14 protein-coding genes are annotated in these 17,356 nt (G+C 68.4%); 7 read left to right on the top strand and 7 right to left on the bottom strand.

The genetic code is table 11. From position 1 onward, the window contains the following. Positions 1-18 precede the first annotated feature (18 nt). The 3 genes from BACI71_RS08725 to BACI71_RS08715 all read right to left on the bottom strand — a co-directional run bounded on the left by BACI71_RS08725 (position 19) and on the right by BACI71_RS08715 (position 3,905). Positions 19-852: a 4-(cytidine 5'-diphospho)-2-C-methyl-D-erythritol kinase gene (locus BACI71_RS08725; protein ID WP_159757671.1), complete on the bottom strand. Its 834-nt coding sequence runs from the start codon at positions 850-852 to the stop codon at positions 19-21. Beyond that, on the bottom strand, positions 852-2,546 hold the full coding sequence (locus BACI71_RS08720; RefSeq protein ID WP_236552907.1) for a tetratricopeptide repeat protein: 1,695 nt from the start codon (positions 2,544-2,546) through the stop codon (positions 852-854). Before BACI71_RS08720 ends, BACI71_RS08725 begins: the two co-directional genes overlap by 1 nt. A gap of 438 nt (positions 2,547-2,984) precedes the next feature. After that, entirely contained in the window at positions 2,985-3,905 is a 921-nt protein-coding gene (locus BACI71_RS08715) for a LysR substrate-binding domain-containing protein (protein WP_159757668.1), read from the bottom strand. Positions 3,906-3,958: 53 nt separating this feature from the next. On the opposite strand from BACI71_RS08715, the gene BACI71_RS08710 reads away from it, so the two are divergent. Continuing rightward, positions 3,959-4,678 (top strand): FMN-dependent NADH-azoreductase, encoded by a 720-nt coding sequence (locus BACI71_RS08710; RefSeq protein ID WP_328804021.1) that lies wholly within the window; start codon positions 3,959-3,961, stop codon positions 4,676-4,678. 150 nt (positions 4,679-4,828) lie between these two features. On the opposite strand, the gene BACI71_RS08705 is transcribed toward BACI71_RS08710, so the two are convergent. Then, a complete protein-coding gene (locus tag BACI71_RS08705; RefSeq protein ID WP_201297335.1) occupies positions 4,829-6,487 on the bottom strand; it encodes an electron transfer flavoprotein-ubiquinone oxidoreductase in 1,659 nt (552 codons plus the stop codon). A gap of 118 nt (positions 6,488-6,605) precedes the next feature. On the opposite strand from BACI71_RS08705, the gene BACI71_RS08700 reads away from it, so the two are divergent. From BACI71_RS08700 to moaB, 3 genes are all read left to right on the top strand, one after another. After that, positions 6,606-7,343, top strand: a complete 738-nt coding sequence (locus BACI71_RS08700) for a uracil-DNA glycosylase family protein (protein ID WP_159757662.1) — start codon at positions 6,606-6,608, stop codon at positions 7,341-7,343. Between the two features lie 38 nt (positions 7,344-7,381). After that, positions 7,382-9,169 carry a transglycosylase SLT domain-containing protein gene (locus tag BACI71_RS08695; protein ID WP_443018502.1) on the top strand — a complete coding sequence of 596 codons (1,788 nt, stop codon included), beginning with the start codon at positions 7,382-7,384 and terminating at the stop codon, positions 9,167-9,169. A 511-nt stretch (positions 9,170-9,680) separates the two neighbouring features. Beyond that, the gene (moaB, locus tag BACI71_RS08690; RefSeq protein WP_159757659.1) at positions 9,681-10,208 is read left to right on the top strand and encodes a molybdenum cofactor biosynthesis protein B; all 528 of its coding nucleotides are present in this window, start codon (positions 9,681-9,683) and stop codon (positions 10,206-10,208) included. 107 nt (positions 10,209-10,315) lie between these two features. Here moaB and BACI71_RS08685 read toward each other — a convergent pair whose 3' ends face one another. Next, entirely contained in the window at positions 10,316-10,648 is a 333-nt protein-coding gene (locus BACI71_RS08685) for a VOC family protein (RefSeq protein ID WP_159757656.1), read from the bottom strand. A gap of 56 nt (positions 10,649-10,704) precedes the next feature. Here BACI71_RS08685 and BACI71_RS08680 point away from each other — a divergent pair, with 56 nt between their 5' ends. Next, on the top strand, positions 10,705-11,781 hold the full coding sequence (locus BACI71_RS08680) for a PA0069 family radical SAM protein (protein ID WP_159757653.1): 1,077 nt from the start codon (positions 10,705-10,707) through the stop codon (positions 11,779-11,781). 105 nt (positions 11,782-11,886) lie between these two features. Here BACI71_RS08680 and BACI71_RS08675 read toward each other — a convergent pair whose 3' ends face one another. After that, positions 11,887-12,342, bottom strand: a complete 456-nt coding sequence (locus tag BACI71_RS08675) for a monooxygenase family protein (RefSeq protein WP_159757650.1) — start codon at positions 12,340-12,342, stop codon at positions 11,887-11,889. A 62-nt stretch (positions 12,343-12,404) separates the two neighbouring features. Between BACI71_RS08675 and BACI71_RS08670 the strand changes: the two genes are divergently transcribed. Beyond that, positions 12,405-12,941, top strand: a complete 537-nt coding sequence (locus BACI71_RS08670; RefSeq protein ID WP_159757647.1) for a TetR/AcrR family transcriptional regulator — start codon at positions 12,405-12,407, stop codon at positions 12,939-12,941. Between the two features lie 86 nt (positions 12,942-13,027). Here the strand turns inward: BACI71_RS08670 and dnaE are convergent, their stop codons facing one another. Continuing rightward, a complete protein-coding gene (gene dnaE / locus BACI71_RS08665; protein ID WP_159757644.1) occupies positions 13,028-16,528 on the bottom strand; it encodes a DNA polymerase III subunit alpha in 3,501 nt (1,166 codons plus the stop codon). Positions 16,529-16,631: 103 nt separating this feature from the next. On the opposite strand from dnaE, the gene BACI71_RS08660 reads away from it, so the two are divergent. Beyond that, positions 16,632-17,219, top strand: coding sequence for an HdeD family acid-resistance protein (locus BACI71_RS08660; protein ID WP_159757641.1), 588 nt, complete (start codon positions 16,632-16,634; stop codon positions 17,217-17,219). Positions 17,220-17,356 lie beyond the last annotated feature (137 nt).

Below are 17,356 nucleotides of genomic sequence, written 5' to 3'. Positions count from 1 at the left end.
CGCCTGAATACAAGCTTTTCAGCCGATCGTGGTTGGGCACAGCCACCAATCGGGCGCCGCCGCAGCGATCTGCGCGACGGCGGAGTCGCGTGCCGCAGTGTCGTGGAACAGCGCGAAACAGGTCGCGCCGGAACCGGACATGCGCGTCAAAACCGCTCCCGGTGCCGCGGAGAGGCGTAAAATAACCCCCTCGATCACGGGCGCGAGCGCCTCGGCGGGCGGCTGGAGGTCGTTCCGGCCCGCAAGGGCGCGCTCCAGTGTCGTTCCGGTCAGATCGAGCGCGCCGCGATCGACGCCGTCCCAATGCGCGAAGACCTGCGCGGTCGACACCGCCACGCCGGGGTTGACCAGCAGCGCCGGCATGTCGCCGAGTCCCGCGATCGGCGCGAGTGCATCGCCGCGCCCGCGCCCGAAAGTCGGGCGGCCGAGCAGGCAGGCGGGCACGTCCGCACCCAGATCGGCGGCGATCGTCAGCAGCCGCGGCGTGTCGACCGGTAGCCCGTGCAGCCGGGCGAGCGCGCGCAAGGTCGCCGCGGCGTCCGCCGACCCGCCGCCGATCCCCGAGGCGACCGGCAGATGCTTGTCGAGCGTCACCGCATGCGTCGCGTCGGGCGCGAACGCCTGCCGGAACGCCGCTTCGGCCCGCGTCACCAGATTGTCGGCGGCCGGGCCGACCGCTTCGGCGAACGGGCCCGTTACGGTGAAGCCCGGCGTCGTCGCGGGCGCGACGGTCACCCGGTCGCCGTCGCGGGCGAAGACGAACAGCGTCTCCAGCTCGTGATAGCCGTCCGCGCGCCGCGCGCGGACGTGCAGCGCGAGGTTGAGCTTGGCGGGCGCGGTCTCGGCGATCATCACTGCGGCAATCCCTGTTCGATCTTGGTGGCGAGCCGCGCGGTTTCGACCGGGGTCGCGGTCGCCTGCGCCGCGGTCCAGGCGTAGCGCGCCTCGTAACGGCGGCCGGCCTGCCAATAGAGGTCGCCGAGATGCTCGCCGATCTCGGCGCTGAGCGGATCGGCTTGCGCGGCGCGTTCGATCAGCGGCAAGGCGCGCGCCGGCTGTCCGCGCAGGTACAGCGCCCAGCCGAGTGAATCGGCGATCGCGGCATCGTCGGGCTTGAGCCGCGCGGCCTTCTCCAGCATCGCCTGCGCCTCGTCGACGCGTTCGCGGTGCCGGGTCAGCGCATAGCCCAGATAGTTGAGCGCGAGCGGCTGGTCAGGGCCTTTCGCGACCGCCTTCTGCAACGCGTCGCGCGCCGCGGGCCATTGCCCTGCCCCGTCGAGCGCCGCGCCATATTGCAGCCAGTCGGTCCAGTCCGCACCGGCGCCGGCCTGCTTCACCAGCCGCGCATAGAGCGGCACCGCCTGCGCGGGCCGATCAAGCCGCATCTGCAAATCGGCGAGCCGCTGGACGTCGCCGACCGGCGTCTTCTTCGTCACGGACAACGCGTCGAGCGCCGCCAGCGCCGCGTCCTCGCGACCGCCATCAGCAAGCATCTGGACGCGCCCCGTCGCGGCAAGCGACGCATAAGGGCTGTCGGCCGGCACCTCACCCAACAGCGCCAGCCCGGCGTCGAGCGCATCGTCGCCCGCCAGCACCCCGGCAAGCAAGAGCCGCGCGCGATCGTTGGCCGGATCGGCGCGCAGCGCGGCGCGGAGCAACGTATAGGTGAGCACGCCGGGGTCCTCGCCGGTCGCCAGGTCGGCGGCGATGCGCGTGAACAGGTGCGAGGCGCCGAACGCGAGCGTGGGGCGCGCGCCGCGGGCCGGCTCGACCCGCAGCGCGGTCGCGCCGGCATCGTCGTCGAGCAACGCACGCGCGGCCTTCTCCTTGCCCTGCCCAATCAGCAGCCGCGCTGCCGCGACCCGCTCGTCCAGCGCGGCAAGATCCGCCGCGCCGCCCAGCGCGCGGACCGCCGCCACGCCCTCGTCGGTGCGGCCGGTGGCGATCAGCAGCAGCGCGCGCGTCTCCGCGGCGAAGCGGCGGGCGACCGGCTCATCGGGGGCCTGCGCCAGCGCCGCGAACGGATCGCCGCCGGCCTCGAGCGCGAGCCATGCGCGCAGCGGCGGCGCGAGGATGCGCAGCCGGTCGCCGTCAAAGCGCCTGAGCGCCGCCTCCGCGCCCGCACGGTCGCCGTCGCGCGCGGCGCGGGCGAGCGTCAGCAGCGCGGTGTCGGAGGGCGCCGCCTTCTGCGCAGCCAGCGCGGCGGCGGCGCGATCGGCGAGCGGCATGTCGCCGGCGCGCACCGCGGCGCGGAAGGTGCGCAGCGCGATCGCGATATCCTGCGGATCGTCGGCAAGTACGCGGGCGTAGTCCTGCGCGGCGCTGGCGACGGCACCGTCCGCTTCCGCGATCCGGGCGCGGGCATAGGCGGCCGGGTCGACCGTTGCGGCCGACGCGGGCAGCGCGGTGCCGGCGAGCGTCGCGGCGAGCGGGAGCGCGAGGCGGCGGGTAAGCGTGGCGGCGGCCTTTCGGATGCGACTGATCGAGGGCCGGTCGGGGTAGAGGCGTCGGACGGCGAGGTCCAGTGGCGGGGGGCGGCGGGTCATGCGTGTCTCAACACGCGAGAGGGCTGGTGCGTTCAGGTTGAGCGTTGCTGTCGGATGCGAATGCCTGAGGCTGGCGGAGGGGAGCACTCCCTGTACAAGCTCGTGGATGGCAATCGGCGTCGACGATCAATCACTGATCGAGAAGGCGACGGACAGATGGTGCAGCACTAATACTTCGAACTACCTGACCGGCGCCGTCATGCCGTTGATCGACGACATGGCCGCCCAATATGCCGCCGGTCGCCGCCCGCCCGTCCGCAGGAACGCAGCCAAGCGCCAAATACAGCCGGGGAGTTCCTCCCGGGCGTTGATTCCGAGCTTCGAACACCGACCGGACGTGCACCGATGCGGTACGGCCTCTCCCCTCACGGCCAGTCAGCCTAGACCGCAACGCCGTTTGGTAGCCGGCAGTGAGTCCAGCCTTCCCACGAACGATGCTCAATCGAGAACGCCGTCGCCCCTAAATGCTCGAAGCCAATCCCGAACCTGGAGCACTTCCGGGCGTAGGGCGGCGTGGTTCGCCATCACGATCTGGTACAGGCCCTCTTCGATCACAGGACCGAAGGGGTGCGTGAGCAGGCCCGAACGTATCTCGGGCGCCGCAAGGACGAGGCTGCTCACCACGGCACCGTGCCCGGCGATCGCCGCCTGTAGCGCGTAGCTGTCATCGGTGAGGCGAGCGCCCGTCGCGACCGGCAGGTCGGAGATGCCGGCAAGCCGGGCCCACCTTGCCCAGTCCGGTGCCGTCATCGGCCCGGTCCAGTCGGAATGCAGCAGCGGCACGCGAAAAAGGTCAGACGGCTGCGCAATGCCGAGCATTGGGCTGGCCAGCACGCCAACACGTTCGGGCATCAACGGCTCTGACGTAAGGCCGGGAAAGGGTCCGTTTCCGTAGCGAACGGCAATATCTGCATCGCCAGCTTCCAGATCCACGACCCCGTCGCTGGCGTGCAGGTGCAGGTCGATCCCCGGATGATCCGCCGCAAAGTCACCCAGCGCCGGCACGAGGCGGCGCGCGGTGAACAGCCGCGTGGCCGACAAAATAACCCGGGAACGGGATCGCTGCGGATGAAGCTGCGCGATCGCAGACGCGAACGAGTCGAAGCCGTCGCGCAACACGGGAAACAACGCCCTTCCCGCTTGTGTCAGCGCAACCCGACGGACGTGGCGTACGAACAGCGGCTGTTCGAGGATATCCTCCAGCAACCGAACCTGATGGCTGATGGCGGTTGGCGTCACGCCGAGTTCGTCTGCCGCCTTGCGAAAGCTAAGCCGACGGGCCGCGCATTCGAACGCTCGCAAGGCATTGAGCGGCGGGAGGCGGCGCGACGAGGCCACAGGTGAGGTCAATTCAGCCATCGAATGAGAAAGGATCGTTCGTCAGCCCTTTGAAGAGAGCATATCCGGGAAACATGACAGATGAGGACGATGCAGTCATGCCCCAATCCATCCGCCAGCCCCTGCGCGTGCTGCACATCGATTCAAGCGCCCGGTTCGGACGCTCGAGTCACGATGCACGGGGATCGCATAGCCGTCGCCTGTCACACCGCTTCGTGACGCGCTGGATCGCCGCACGGCCGAATGACGTGGTCGTGCGCCGCGATGTTGCAGAGACGCCGCCGATCCCCATCGATGCGGACTGGATCGACGCCAGCTTTACCCCGCAGGAGCATCGCTCACCGGCGCAGTCGGCACGCCTTGCGGAAAGCGACAGGCTAGTGGCCGAACTGCTCGCGGCGGATCTGCTGGTGATCGGTGCGCCGATGTACAATTTCGGCATCCCCGCGCCGTTGAAGGCGTGGGTCGACAATATCGTGCGGGTTGGCCTGACCTTCGGCTTCGATCGGTCGCGCGAGGGCGAACCCTATTGGCCGATGCTCCCGCCGGGCAAGCGCCTGGTCATCCTCTCCGCGCGAGGAGACTATGGCTATGATGCGGGCGGGCGGCTGGAGGCGATGAACCTCGTGGAGGCAGGCCTTCGCGTCCCGCTCGGCTATATCGGCCTGACCGACAGCCACGCAATTGCCATCGAATATGACGAGTTCGCTGACGAACGACTGGCTGCCTCAATTGCGGCGGCCGAGCACGCAACTGACGAATTGGTCGACGAGTTGATCCCGTACTATTCCTAGACGCCTACAAATAAGTTTTCATCGGGAAAGACGCGGGGGCCGGGCAAGTGCTGCCCTTGAAGACGGAGCAGCTCCGGCCTCCCGATCTTTGCTTTGCCGGCGAAAAGCAGCGGAGCCCCGGATAAGCTCCGCAACGACGGAACGACCTGCTCACATATTCGGATAGTTCGGGCCGCCGCCGCCCTCCGGCACCACCCAGTTGATGTTCTGCGTCGGGTCCTTGATGTCGCACGTCTTGCAGTGGACGCAATTCTGCGCGTTGATGACGAACTTCGGGTCGCCCGTTTCCTCGCCGACGATCTCGTACACACCCGCCGGGCAGTAACGCTGCGCGGGCTCGTCGTAGAGCGGGAGGTTGTAGGCGACCGGGACGTCCGGGTCCCTGAGCGTGAGGTGGACGGGCTGGTCCTCCTCGTGGTTGGTGTTCGACAGGAACACCGACGACAGGCGATCGAAGGTCAGCACGCCGTCCGCCTTCGGATAGTCGATCTTCCTGACCAGATCCTTGCGCCACAGCGTCTCGTGATCGGGGTGGTGGTGCAGCGTGAACGGCATCTTCAGTCCGAGATATTCCGCCCACATCGTCACGCCCGCCAGCCCCGAGCCGAGGAAGTCGCCGAACTTCTTGACCAGCGGCACGACGTTGCGGACGATCGACAGCTCCTTCTTCACCCAGCTGCGCTCGAATGCTTCGGGGTAAGCCGCCAGCTCGTCGCCGCCGCGCTGCGACAAGATCGCGTCGACCGCGGCCTCGGCGGCGAGCATCGCGCTCTTCATCGCGGTGTGCGTGCCCTTGATGCGCGGCACGTTGAGGAATCCGGCGCTGTCGCCGATCAGCGCGCCGCCGGGGAAGACGAGCTTCGGGATAGACTGCAACCCACCGTCATTGATCGCGCGCGCGCCATAGCTGACGCGCTTGCCGCCCTTGAGCAAAGCGGCGACCTGCGGGTGGGTCTTCCACTTCTGCATTTCCTGGAACGGGGACACGTACGGGTTCGAGTAATTGAGCCACGTCACGAAGCCGATCGACACCTGCCCGCCGGCCTGATGATAGATCCAGCCGCCGCCGTTGCCGCCATGCTCGCTGAGTGGCCAGCCCTGCGTGTGGATCACCTTGCCGGGTTCGTGGAGCGCGGGGTCGATGTCCCACAATTCCTTGACGCCGAGGCCATAGACCTGCGGATCGCAATCGCGGCGCAGGTCGAAGATCCGCATCAGTTCCTTGGAGAGATGCCCGCGGCATCCCTCGGAGAAGAAAGTATATTTGGCGTGGAGTTCGAGGCCGGGTTGGTGATCGGGCTTGAAGGTGCCGTCGCGCGCGACGCCCATGTCGCCGGTCGCGACGCCCTTCACGCTGCCGTCCTCGTTGAACAGGATCTCGGCGGCGGCGAAGCCGGGGAAGATCTCGACGCCCAGCTCCTCGGCCTTGCCCGCCAGCCAGCGGCACAGATTGCCGAGCGAGCCGGTGTAGGTGCCCTTGTTGTGGAGGAACGGCGGGGTCCACAGGTGCGGCAGGTTGAACTTGCCCGATTTGGTCAGCACCCAATGGTGGTTCTGCGTCACCGGCACCTCGGCGAGCGGGCAGCCGTCGTCGCGCCAGTTCGGCAGCAGTTCGTCGAGCGATTGCGGGTCGATCACCGCGCCCGACAGGATATGTGCGCCGACTTCCGAGCCCTTTTCGAGCACGCACACCGAGATATCAGCGTCGCGTCCGGCGGCCAGTTGCTTGAGGCGGATCGCCGCCGACAGCCCCGCGGGACCGGCACCGACGATCACCACGTCATAGGGCATGGATTCGCGGTCGCTCACTTCGTCATCTCCTGCGCGCGCACCCGCACCGGGCGCTCGTCGTATCGTCCCAACGTTCTATCGGCATCGGCGGTGCCAGTAAGTTGACCTTCGCGTCAACTCTCCATCCTATGGCGGCATGGGGGCCGATCAGAATCTCGACTGGACCAAGGCGGCGGCCAGTGCGCTCGACTGGTGGCACGATGCCGGGGTCGACGTGGTGGTCGGCGACGAGGGATTCGCGTGGCTCGACAGCGCGGCGCAGCAGCTCGCGACGCGGCAGACGGAGCGCCCGGCGGCGGCGGAAGTCGCTCCGGCCAGCGACGCGCTGCCCGAGGATGCGGCGGCGTTCGCGGCGTGGCGCATCGGCGAGGCAGCGCCCGAGGCGCGCTGGGGCGGCGGCGCGATCGCGGCGAGCGGGCCGGCGGACGCCGAGCTGATGGTGTTCGTCGACTGCCCCGAACGCGACGATCGCGAGCTGTTGATGGAAGGCGAGGTCGGGCGGCTGTTCGAGCGGATGCTCGCCGCGATCGGGCGGACGCGCGCCGATACCGCGCTCGCCTCGGTGTGCGTGCGGCGGCCGACGACGGGTCGCGTGCCGCGTGAAACCGAGGCGCGGCTGGGTGAGATCGCCCGGCATCATGTCGCGCTGGCGGCGCCGAAACGGCTGCTGGTGATGGGCGATGCGGCCAGCCGTGCGATCCTGACGATGAACGTCGCGGATGCGCGCGGGCGTTTTCACACACTTAACCATAAGAATGGCACGGTGACGCAGGTCGTGGCGAGCCATCATCCGCGCTTCCTGCTCGATCGGCCCACGGCAAAGGCGGAAGCGTGGAAAGACCTGTTGTTGCTGACCGGGGAGGTCGAATCGTGAAAATTGCGTATGCCTCCGGGCTGATGATCGCCACCGCCATGGCGCTGGTCGCGCCGGCGCAGGCCGCGCCGGCCGGCGGCGGATTACCGGTGGTGGCCCCGCCCGCCCCGCCGCCCTCCGCCAGCGAGGACGCCGGCATCCCGGCGCAGCTGACGCCCGAGCAGCGCAGCGCCTATCGCGCGGTATTCGCGGCCATCCACGAGGGGCGGTGGACCGACGCGCAGCTCGCGCTCGACGGCATGGCGACCGGGCCGCTCCACGCCTATGCGCGCGCCGAGCTGTACACCGCCAAGGGCTCGCCCAAGGCGGACGGCGCGGCGGTCGCGCGGTTGCTGGCCGAGGCGCCCGAACTGCCGCAGGCCGATGCGCTGTTGCGCGTGGCGAAAGCGCGCGGGATCAGCGACCTGCCCGCGCTGCCCGAGCAGCAGCGGCTGATCTGGAACGACGGCGCGCCGATCCGTGTCCGCGCCAGGGCGACCGCGAGCGACCAAATCGCCGCCGATCTGGCGGTGAAGATGCAGCCGTTGGTCAAGGCCGATCTGGGCGCCGAGGCGCAGGCGTTGCTGGAGGGCACCACGGGCCTGTCACCCGAGGCGCAGACCGAATGGCAGGCGCGGATCGCGTGGATCTATTTCCTGCAAGGGCTCGATTCGCAGGCGCGTACGATCGGCGCCAGGGCGGCGCTGGGCAGCGGCGACTGGGCGATCCACGGGCGCTGGACGCAGGCGCTGGCGGCGTGGCGGCAGCAGGATTGCACGACGACGCAAACCGAGTTCGAGAATGTCGCGGCGCGCAGCCCCGATATCGACCTGCGCGCCACCGCCTTGTTCTGGGCGGCGCGCGCCGACGTGGCATGCGGGCGGCCCGACAAGGTCGAGGCGCGGCTGAAGATCGCGGCGCAATACGGCGAGACCTTCTACGGGCTGCTCGCGCGGCAGGCGCTGGGGCTCGGGATGCCGGCGGTGCGCGCGCAGCGGGTGTCGGCCGACTGGACGCGACTGGAGCGGCGCCCGAATATCCGCGTCGCCGCCGCGCTGGCCGAGATCGGCGAGAGCGACGATGCCGACCGCGTGGTGCGGCAGCAGGCGCGGATCGGCACGCCGGCCGAGTTCACCAGCCTCGTCCGTTTCAGCGAGTCGCTCAACCTTCCCGCGACGACCGTCTGGCTGGCGCACAATCTGCCGCAGGGCGCGGTCGCGACCGCCGACACGCGCTATCCGATGCCGAACTGGACCCCGGACACCGGGTGGCGGATCGACAAGGCGCTGGTCTATGCGCACACGTTGCAGGAATCGGGCTTCCGCAACAAGGTGCGCAGCCCGGCCGGCGCGTTCGGCCTCATGCAGATCATGCCCGCCGCCGCGACCGATTACATGCGAGAGCGGGGGCTGACGATCGACCAGAATGCGCTGGCGCGGCCGTCGACCAATATCGACATCGGGCAGCGGCACATCGAGAAGCTGCGCGACATGGGGCTGACCGGCGGGCTGCTCCCCAAGGTGATCGCCGCCTATAATGCCGGGCCGAAGCCGGTCGGCGAGTGGAACGCGCTGGTTCACGATAACGGCGATCCGCTGCTCTATATCGAGAGCATTCCTTATTGGGAGACGCGCGGTTACGTGGTGACGGTGCTGCGCAACTACTGGATGTACGAGGCGCAGGGCGGCAAGGCTAAGAGCCCGAGCCGCGCGGCGCTGGCGCAGGGCATGTGGCCGCGGTTTCCCGGATTGCCGGGGGCGAGCGCGGTGCGGATGAACCCCGCGCCGACCACCGCGCTGGCGGTCAACGCCAGCGTCGGGGTGCAGACGCCGATCCAGTCGAACTGAGGGCGGTTTGCAGTTCGCGTTCCGGACTTGATCGGGTCCTTTGCGAAAGTCTCCTTGTCGTACCCCGGCCTCCGCCCGGGTACGGCTTGAGAACGTCATGATCCGGCACTTTCGTAGCGGTCATGACCTGATCGGGGCTTCCGTTTCTCACCTCGGTCGAGAAGAAGCGTGGCCCCGGATCAGGTCCGGGGCGACGGGGTTTGCCCGCGGGCTTGCGATCGACGCCCCCCCTCGCACCCGCCATCACCTCACCTGAACCATCTCTCTTCGTCGCCACGGCGTTCGCCGGGGTGACGCATCAGCTTCATGGATCTGGCTCTCGCCAAGCGTGATGACGTCAACTTGATCCGTCATTGCGAGCGTAGCGAAGCAATCCAGAGCCGGACCAGAACGCCCTGGATTGCGTCGCTTCGCTCGCAATGACGAACGGTATGTTCGGCCGCACGTCATCATGATCTAGAACGCGGCGCACCCGCTGGACGCCCCTGCCCCGCACCGCTACCCCGGCAGGATGCCAATCGACGAAAGCCGCGCCTTCCTGCCCGTCCGCATCGCGGTGCTGACCGTCTCCGACACGCGCGGGCTGGCGGAGGATCGCTCGGGCGACACATTGGTCGCGCGACTGTCGGATGCCGGGCACGTGCTGGCCGAGCGCGCGATCCTGCGCGACGATGTCGACGCGATCGTCGCGCAGCTCCACCGCTGGATCGACGATCCGCAGGTCGATTGCATCATCACCACCGGCGGCACCGGCGTGACCGGGCGTGACGTGACACCCGAGGCGGTCGAGCGCGTCGCCGACAAGCTGATCCCCGGCTTTGGCGAACTGTTTCGTTGGCTGAGCTTCCAGACGATCGGCACCTCGACGGTGCAGAGCCGCGCCTGTGCGTGCGTGGCGCGCGGGACCTATGTGTTCGCGCTGCCCGGCTCGACCGGCGCGGTGAAGGATGCGTGGGACGGCATCCTGTCGTCGCAACTGGATAGTCGCCACCGGCCATGCAATTTCGTCGAGCTGATGCCGCGGCTGATGGAGCGGTAGGGCCAGCCCGTCATTGGGTAAATCCGTCGTTGCGAGCGTAGCGACGCAATCCAGAGCCCGACCAGGACGCCGTGGATTGCTTCGCTACGCTCGCAATGACGGACAACTCACCCCGACTGCGACGCCGCGAGTTCGTGCCCGTCGACATCGCGGAAGTGGAAGCGCCGCCCGCCCGGAAAGGCGAAGATCGGCACGGTGATCGTTCCGCCGGCCTGCTCGACCGCGGCCTGCGCCGCCTCCAGATCGTCCACCTCAATCACCGGCAGCGGCGCGGCGACACGGTCGGGTGCGGCGTCGAGCCCGACATCGGTATCGCCGCTGAGCGTCGCCGCATAATCCGGGCCGAAATCGGTGAACGTCCAGCCGAATGCCTGCGCATAGAAGTCCTTGGACGCTGCCCGATCGCGGGTCGGCAGCTCAAGATAATAGAGGCGGGCCACATCGCATCTCCCTGTTTGTTCTTGTAACGTTCTATTCGGCCCGATAGCTTCGCGCAATGGCGAATCTCCGGCCGCACCGCGGCGCGACCCTCATCACCCGGAGTGCGCGCTTCAACCTGCCGCAGGCGGAGGAGGATGACGACTGGCGCGATGCGCGGGAGGTGATTGATGGCGCGCCACCGCCGGTGCGCACGACCGTCACCGTCGAGCATCCGCGCACGATCATCTCGCGCAACCAGTCGCCCGACGTGCCGTTCGACCGTTCGATCAACGCCTATCGTGGCTGCGAACATGGCTGCATCTATTGCTTCGCGCGGCCGAGCCATGCGTTCCACGATCTGTCGCCGGGGCTGGATTTCGAGACGAAGCTGTTCGCCAAGCCCGACGCCGCCGCGCTGCTGCGTGTCGAACTGGGCAAGCCGGGCTATGCCTGCGCGCCGATCGCGATGGGGACGAACACCGATCCGTATCAGCCGATCGAACGCGAATGGCGGATCACGCGGGCGCTGATCGAGGTATTGGCGGAATGCGACCATCCGCTGGTCATCACCACCAAGTCCGACCGGGTGGTGCGCGATCTCGACCTGCTCGCGCCGATGGCGGCCAAGGGGCTGGTGGCGGTGGCGATGTCGGTCACCTCGCTCGATCCGCGTATCGCGATGACGCTGGAGCCGCGCGCGACCACGCCCGAGCGGCGGCTGGCGGCGGTGCGCACGCTCACCGACGCGGGCGTGCCGACCTATGTCAACATGGCGCCGGTGATCCCCGCCATCACCGACAGCGAGGTCGAGACGATCGTTGCGCGCGCGGCGGCGGCGGGGGCTTTGGGCGTGTCGTACATTCCGGTGCGGCTGCCGTGGGAGGTTGCGCCGTTGTTCCGTGCATGGCTCGACGAACATTATCCCGATCGCGCGGGCAAGGTGATGGCGATCGTCCAGTCGCTGCGCGGCGGCAAGGACAACGACCCGCGCTTCGGGATGCGGATGAAGGGTCAGGGGCCGTGGGCGGAACTGCTGCGGACGCGGTTCCGGATCGCGCGGGCCAAGGCGGGGTTTCCGGACCGGCGGCGGACGCTGGACCTGCGCTGCGACCTGTTCCGCAAGCCGGCGGGGGCGCAGGGAGAGTTGTTCTAGCGGCTTAGTCGTCATTGCGAGCGTAGCGAAGCAATCCAGGGCGTCCTGCTCCGGCTCTGGATTGCTTCGCTCCGCTCGCAATGACGAATGGGGGTATGAGCTGCCTCACCGCCCCAAGCGGCTGCGGCTCGACATCAGCCGCCCGTGCGCGGGGAGCGCCGGAGCGAAAGCACCGAGGCCGGGTGCGTGCGGCATGTCGACGTAGATCGCCTCCATCCCGCCGCGCGCGGCATAGGCCTCGTGCCAGAAACCGTTGCCGTGGCGATCGGCGAGGAAGTCCTTCCACCAGCCGGCATGCGGCATCAAGCGGGTGAACGCCTCGAGACTGTCGAGGTCGCGCCAGTACTGGCGGATGCCGACGTGGTTCCAGCCATGCAGGCATTGGTGCGCGGCGAGCAGGCCATCGGGCGGCGATTGCGCGATCTCGCGCAGCCCGCGGCCGATGCGCAGAAAAGAGGGCAGCCCGCGCAGGCTGCCGACGCGAAACCCGAGCATCACCACCACCAGATCCGGCCACGCGGCCAGATCGACGGTCATCCTTTTGGCATCGCTGGCTTGCATGATCGTCGCTCCATTGCTTACACCGTACACATAGACAGGCATGTATACGGTGTAAACAGACGATGGTTCCGGCGGCAGGATTGCGCGACACCTTGCTCGATCATGCGATCGCAATGCTGGAGGCCGGCGAGGCCGAGCCGGGCATCCGGGCGCTGGCACGTGCGGCGGGGGTGTCGGCCATGGCGCCGTACCGGCATTTCGCGGACAAGGCGGCGCTGATGGCGGCGGTTGCCGAGCGTGGGTTCGCGATGTTTCTCGCGGCCTTGTCGGCGGCGGATGCCGAGGGCAGCGATGCCGAGCGGCTGGTCGCGCAGGGGGGCGCCTACGTCGACTTCGCCTGCGCGCATCCGGCGCTGTTCCGTGCGATGTTCACCTGCGGGGCGGCGGCGCCGAAGCAGCCGGATACGCCAGCGTTCGCGATCCTCACCCGGCGCGTCGCGGCGCTGGTGGGGGAAGACGATCCGGTCGCCGCGCTGGGGTGCTGGGCGATCGTGCACGGGCTGGCGACGCTTGCGCTCGATGGCGGCGTGACGCTCGCGTCGGCGCAAGTGCGTGCGGTGTTGCGGACCTATGTCGCCGGGATCGTGCGGGGGGTGTGACGGGCTGACAGCTGCCGGCATTTCCCGAGACAATCCGCCAGTTGGTTCGTCACTGCTCCGCTACGCTCGCAATGCCGGCGTCGGCGTCACCCGACCGACCGCAACCGCGTTTCCTCGACTTCGAAATCCACCTTGGTCACGCCGGGCAGCGCCTCGATCCGCTCCGCCAGTTCCGCGTCGAGCGCGAAGTCGCGGTCGAGGATCACGGTCGCGATCTCGCCTTCGCCGATCGGCACCTTGAGCGTCACCTTGCCGCGTGCGCCGCGCAACGGGCCGATCAGCGCGGCGAGCCCCGCCACCGCGCTGGCGTCGGCGACATGCACCTCCAGCGCAAAGCGCGTTGAGGTGGCGAGCGTTTCGAACGGCTTGATCGACTTGACCGTGACGCGCGGGGTTTCCTCGCCGGGGCGGCGGTCCAGCTCGACCGTCGCCAAGCCGCAGCCGCCGTTCTTGGCGGCCTCCTCGAGATCGGCGGCCGGGCCGTCGTCGAAGCAGGTCGCCATGAACTGACCGGTCGCGTCGGAGAGCGTCGCCATCATGTAACGCTTGCCGCGCGCCGAGGTACGCCAGCGCGCTTCCTCGACCAGCACCGCCATCGTCGCCATCACGCGCGCGCCGTCGGCGATCTGCAACTCGCCGAGCGTCACATAGGTGCGTGCGCCGTGTGTCTTGGCGAGATGCCGGTAGCGGTCGACCGGATGCGCGGAAAAATAGAAGCCGAACGCCTCCTTCTCCTGCTCCATCCGCTCGGCGAGCGACCAGCGCACGTTGGCGGGCAGCTTGATCGCGTCGCCCGCGCCGGCATCGTCGCCGAACAGCCCGCCCTGCCCGCTGGTCCGCCCCTCGTGCGTGCGCGCGGCGATCGCCAGCACCGTCTCGGCGACGGCATGGAGACCGGCGCGGTTGGGCTCCAGGCCATCGAATGCGCCGCCTGCCGCGAGCGTTTCGAGCTGGCGCTTGTTGAGCAGCCGCGGATCGACGCGTGCGGCGAGATCGTCGAGGCTCTTGAACGGACCCGATGTGGTGCGCTCCTCGCAGAGCTTCTCCATCGCGCCTTCGCCGACCGACTTCAGCGCGGCGAGCGCGTAGCGGACCGCCGGCTGGCCCTCGTCGTTCACCTGCACGTCGAACTCGGCGACGCTGCCGTTGATGCACGGCGGGAGCAAAGGAATGCCGAGCCGCCGCGCGTCATCAACGAAGATCGCCAGTTTGTCGGTCAGGTGCAGGTCGTAACACATCGACGCGGCAAAGAATTCCGCCGGGTGATGCGCCTTGAGCCACGCGGTCTGATAGGCGAGCAGCGCATAGGCCGCGGCGTGCGACTTGTTGAAGCCATAGCCCGCGAATTTGTCGATCAAGTCGAACAGCTGGTTGGCGTAGGGCGCGGGGATCTGGTTGTGCTCGGCGCAACCGGTGACGAAGGTGGCGCGCTGTGCGTCCATCTCCGCCTTGATCTTCTTGCCCATCGCGCGCCGCAACAGGTCCGCGCCGCCGAGCGAATAGCCCGCCAGCACCTGCGCGGCCTGCATCACCTGTTCCTGATAGACGAAGATGCCGTAGGTCTCGGCAAGGATCGGCTCCAGCAACGGGTGCGGATAGGTGATCTCCTCCGTCCCCTGCTTGCGCCGCCCGAACGACGGGATGTTGTCCATCGGGCCGGGGCGGTAGAGCGAGACGAGTGCGACGATGTCGCCGAAATTGGTCGGGCGCACCGCCGACAGCGTGCGGCGCATCCCCTCCGATTCGAGCTGGAACACGCCGACTGTGTCGCCGCGCTGAAGCAATTTGTAGACGCCCTCATCGTCCCATTGCAGCGCATCGAGATCGACGTGAATGTCGCGCTTCCTGAGCAGCTCGATCGCCTTCTTGAGCACCGACAGCGTCTTGAGCCCGAGAAAGTCGAACTTGACCAGCCCCGCGCCCTCGACATATTTCATGTCGAACTGCGTGACCGGCATATCCGAACGCGGATCGCGGTAGAGCGGGACCAGTTGCGCGAGCGGGCGGTCGCCGATCACCACGCCGGCGGCGTGGGTCGAGGAGTGGCGCGGCAGCCCCTCCAGCTTGGTCGCGAGGTCCCACAGGTGCCGGACCTGATTGTCGTTGGAATATTCGCGCGCAATCTCCGGCACGCCGTTCAGCGCGCGCTTGAGGTCCCACGGATCGGTCGGGTGGTTCGGCACCAGCTTCGCCAGCCGGTCGATCTGGCCATAGCTCATCTGGAGCACGCGCCCGGTGTCCTTGAGCACCGCGCGCGCCTTCAGCTTACCGAAGGTGATGATCTGCGCGACCTGATCGCGGCCGTATTTCTCCTGCACGTAGCGGATCACCTCGCCACGCCGCGTTTCGCAGAAATCGATGTCGAAGTCGGGCATCGACACGCGTTCCGGGTTCAGGAAGCGCTCGAACAGCAGGCCCAGCTTGATCGGATCGAGATCGGTGATCGTCAGCGCCCAGGCGACGACCGAGCCCGCACCCGAGCCACGCCCCGGCCCGACCGGAATGTCGTGATCCTTCGCCCATTTGATAAAGTCGGCGACGATCAGGAAATAGCCGGGGAAACCCATCTGGATGATGACGTCGACCTCGAACGCCAGCCGCTCGCGATACGTCTCGCGCCAGTTCGGATCGTCGGCAGGCTGCGCGCCGAGTTCCTCGATCCGGTCGAGCCGCGCCTCCAGCCCGGCCGCGGCGTCGTTGCGGAGCATCGCCGCCTCGCCCTCGCGGTCGCCCGCCAGGCTGGGGAGGATCGGCTTGCGCTTCGGCGCGGCGACCGCACAGCGTTGCGCGACCACCAATGTGTTCGCGAGCGCCTCGGGCAGATCGGCGAACAGCGCCGCCATGTCGATTGCGGGCTTCATCCACGCATGGCCGCAGCTGCGCGGACGATCCTCGCTTTCGACATAGCTCGACGAGGCGATGCACAGCATCGCGTCATGCGCGTCACCGAAATCGGCTTCCTCGAAACAGCATGGATTGGTCGCGACGATCGGCCAGTTACGGTCATAGGCGAGGTCGAGCAGCAGCGGCTCGGCCTTGTCCTCGATCGCATCGTCGCGGCGGCACAATTCGATATAGAGCCGGTCGCCGAAGATCGCGTGGAGGCGATCGGCGTAAGCGATGGCGCGGTCGGGCTGGTCCTCGGCGAACAGCCGGGCCACCCCGCCCTCGCCGCCAGCGGTCAGCGCGATCAGCCCGGCGGAATGACGCTCCAGCATTTCGAACCCGACATGCGGTGCGAGTTCGAGCGGGCGGTCGAGATGCGCATGGCTGACGAGCGCGCAAAGGTTGTCGTAGCCGGTCTCGTCCTGCGCATAGAGCGCGATCCAGTCGGTCGCGGTCGCGACGCCCTCGGGCATGTCGGGGCGCGCGACGCCCAGCATCGTGCCGATCACCGGCTGTACGCCCGCGCCCATCGCTGCGTCCGAGAACGCCATCGCGGCATACAGGCCGTTGCGGTCGGTCAGCGCCGCGGCGGGGAAGCCGAGCTTCGCAGCGCGCCTGGCGATCGCCTTCGGCTCGATCGCGCCATCGAGCATGGTGTAGCTGGAGAAGATGCGGAGTGGCACGAACCCGGAATGCGGCATCGCTGCAACCTAGGCGCGCCGACCCGATTCGACCATCCCCGACCGCTTGAGCGGAACCGCGAACACGCCGACCCGTTCGCCCAGCCGGAATGGAGTGATCGACATGGCGCAATTCGGAGCTTCATCGGAACGCGGGTTCGGCATCCCCGGCCCGGCGACCGGCGCGGGATGGGGCTGGATCATGGCCTATGGCGTGGTGTCGGTGCTGCTGGGCGTGGCGGCGTTCGTCTGGCCGTTTGCGGCGACCTATGCGGCGACGGTGGTGATCGGCGCGCTGCTGTTCGTCTCGGGCGTGTTCTCGATCGCCGCCGGGCTGTTCGGGCAGGGTCATGAGGGGCGCATCTATGCGGTGCTGTTCGGCCTGCTGTCGGTGATCGTCGGCGCGGTGATGGTGTTCGAGCCGGCGACCGGCGCGCTGTCGCTGACGTTGATGGTGACGGTGTGGTTGCTGGTCCGCGGCGTGCTGGAGGTCGTGCTGGGCTTCCGGATGCGGCGGCGGCGCGGGCTGATGATCGCGCTGGGCGTGGTCAACATCCTGCTGGCCGGGTTTATTCTGGCGACGGTGCCGTGGTCGGCGCTGACGCTGCCGGGGTTCATCCTCGGGGTAAGCTTTCTGGTCGGCGGCGTGACTGCGATCACCGCGGCGAGCGACCATCGCAAGGGTGCCGATGCGTTTGCGATGCCGGGGTGAGCTGCCTGGTGGGGCTGACCCGGCGTTTCGCCCTGACCGTCACTCCCGCGCAGGCAGGAATCCAGAACCTCTGGCATCGCGCCTCTGTCGACAGGCCCGCGCGTCTGAATTTCCGCCTACGCGGGACTGACGGGCGG

This window comes from Sphingomonas sp. 8AM (genome assembly GCF_902506455.1).
Lineage (GTDB): Bacteria > Pseudomonadota > Alphaproteobacteria > Sphingomonadales > Sphingomonadaceae > Sphingomonas.
This window is presented reverse-complemented; position numbering and strand designations above follow the sequence as displayed.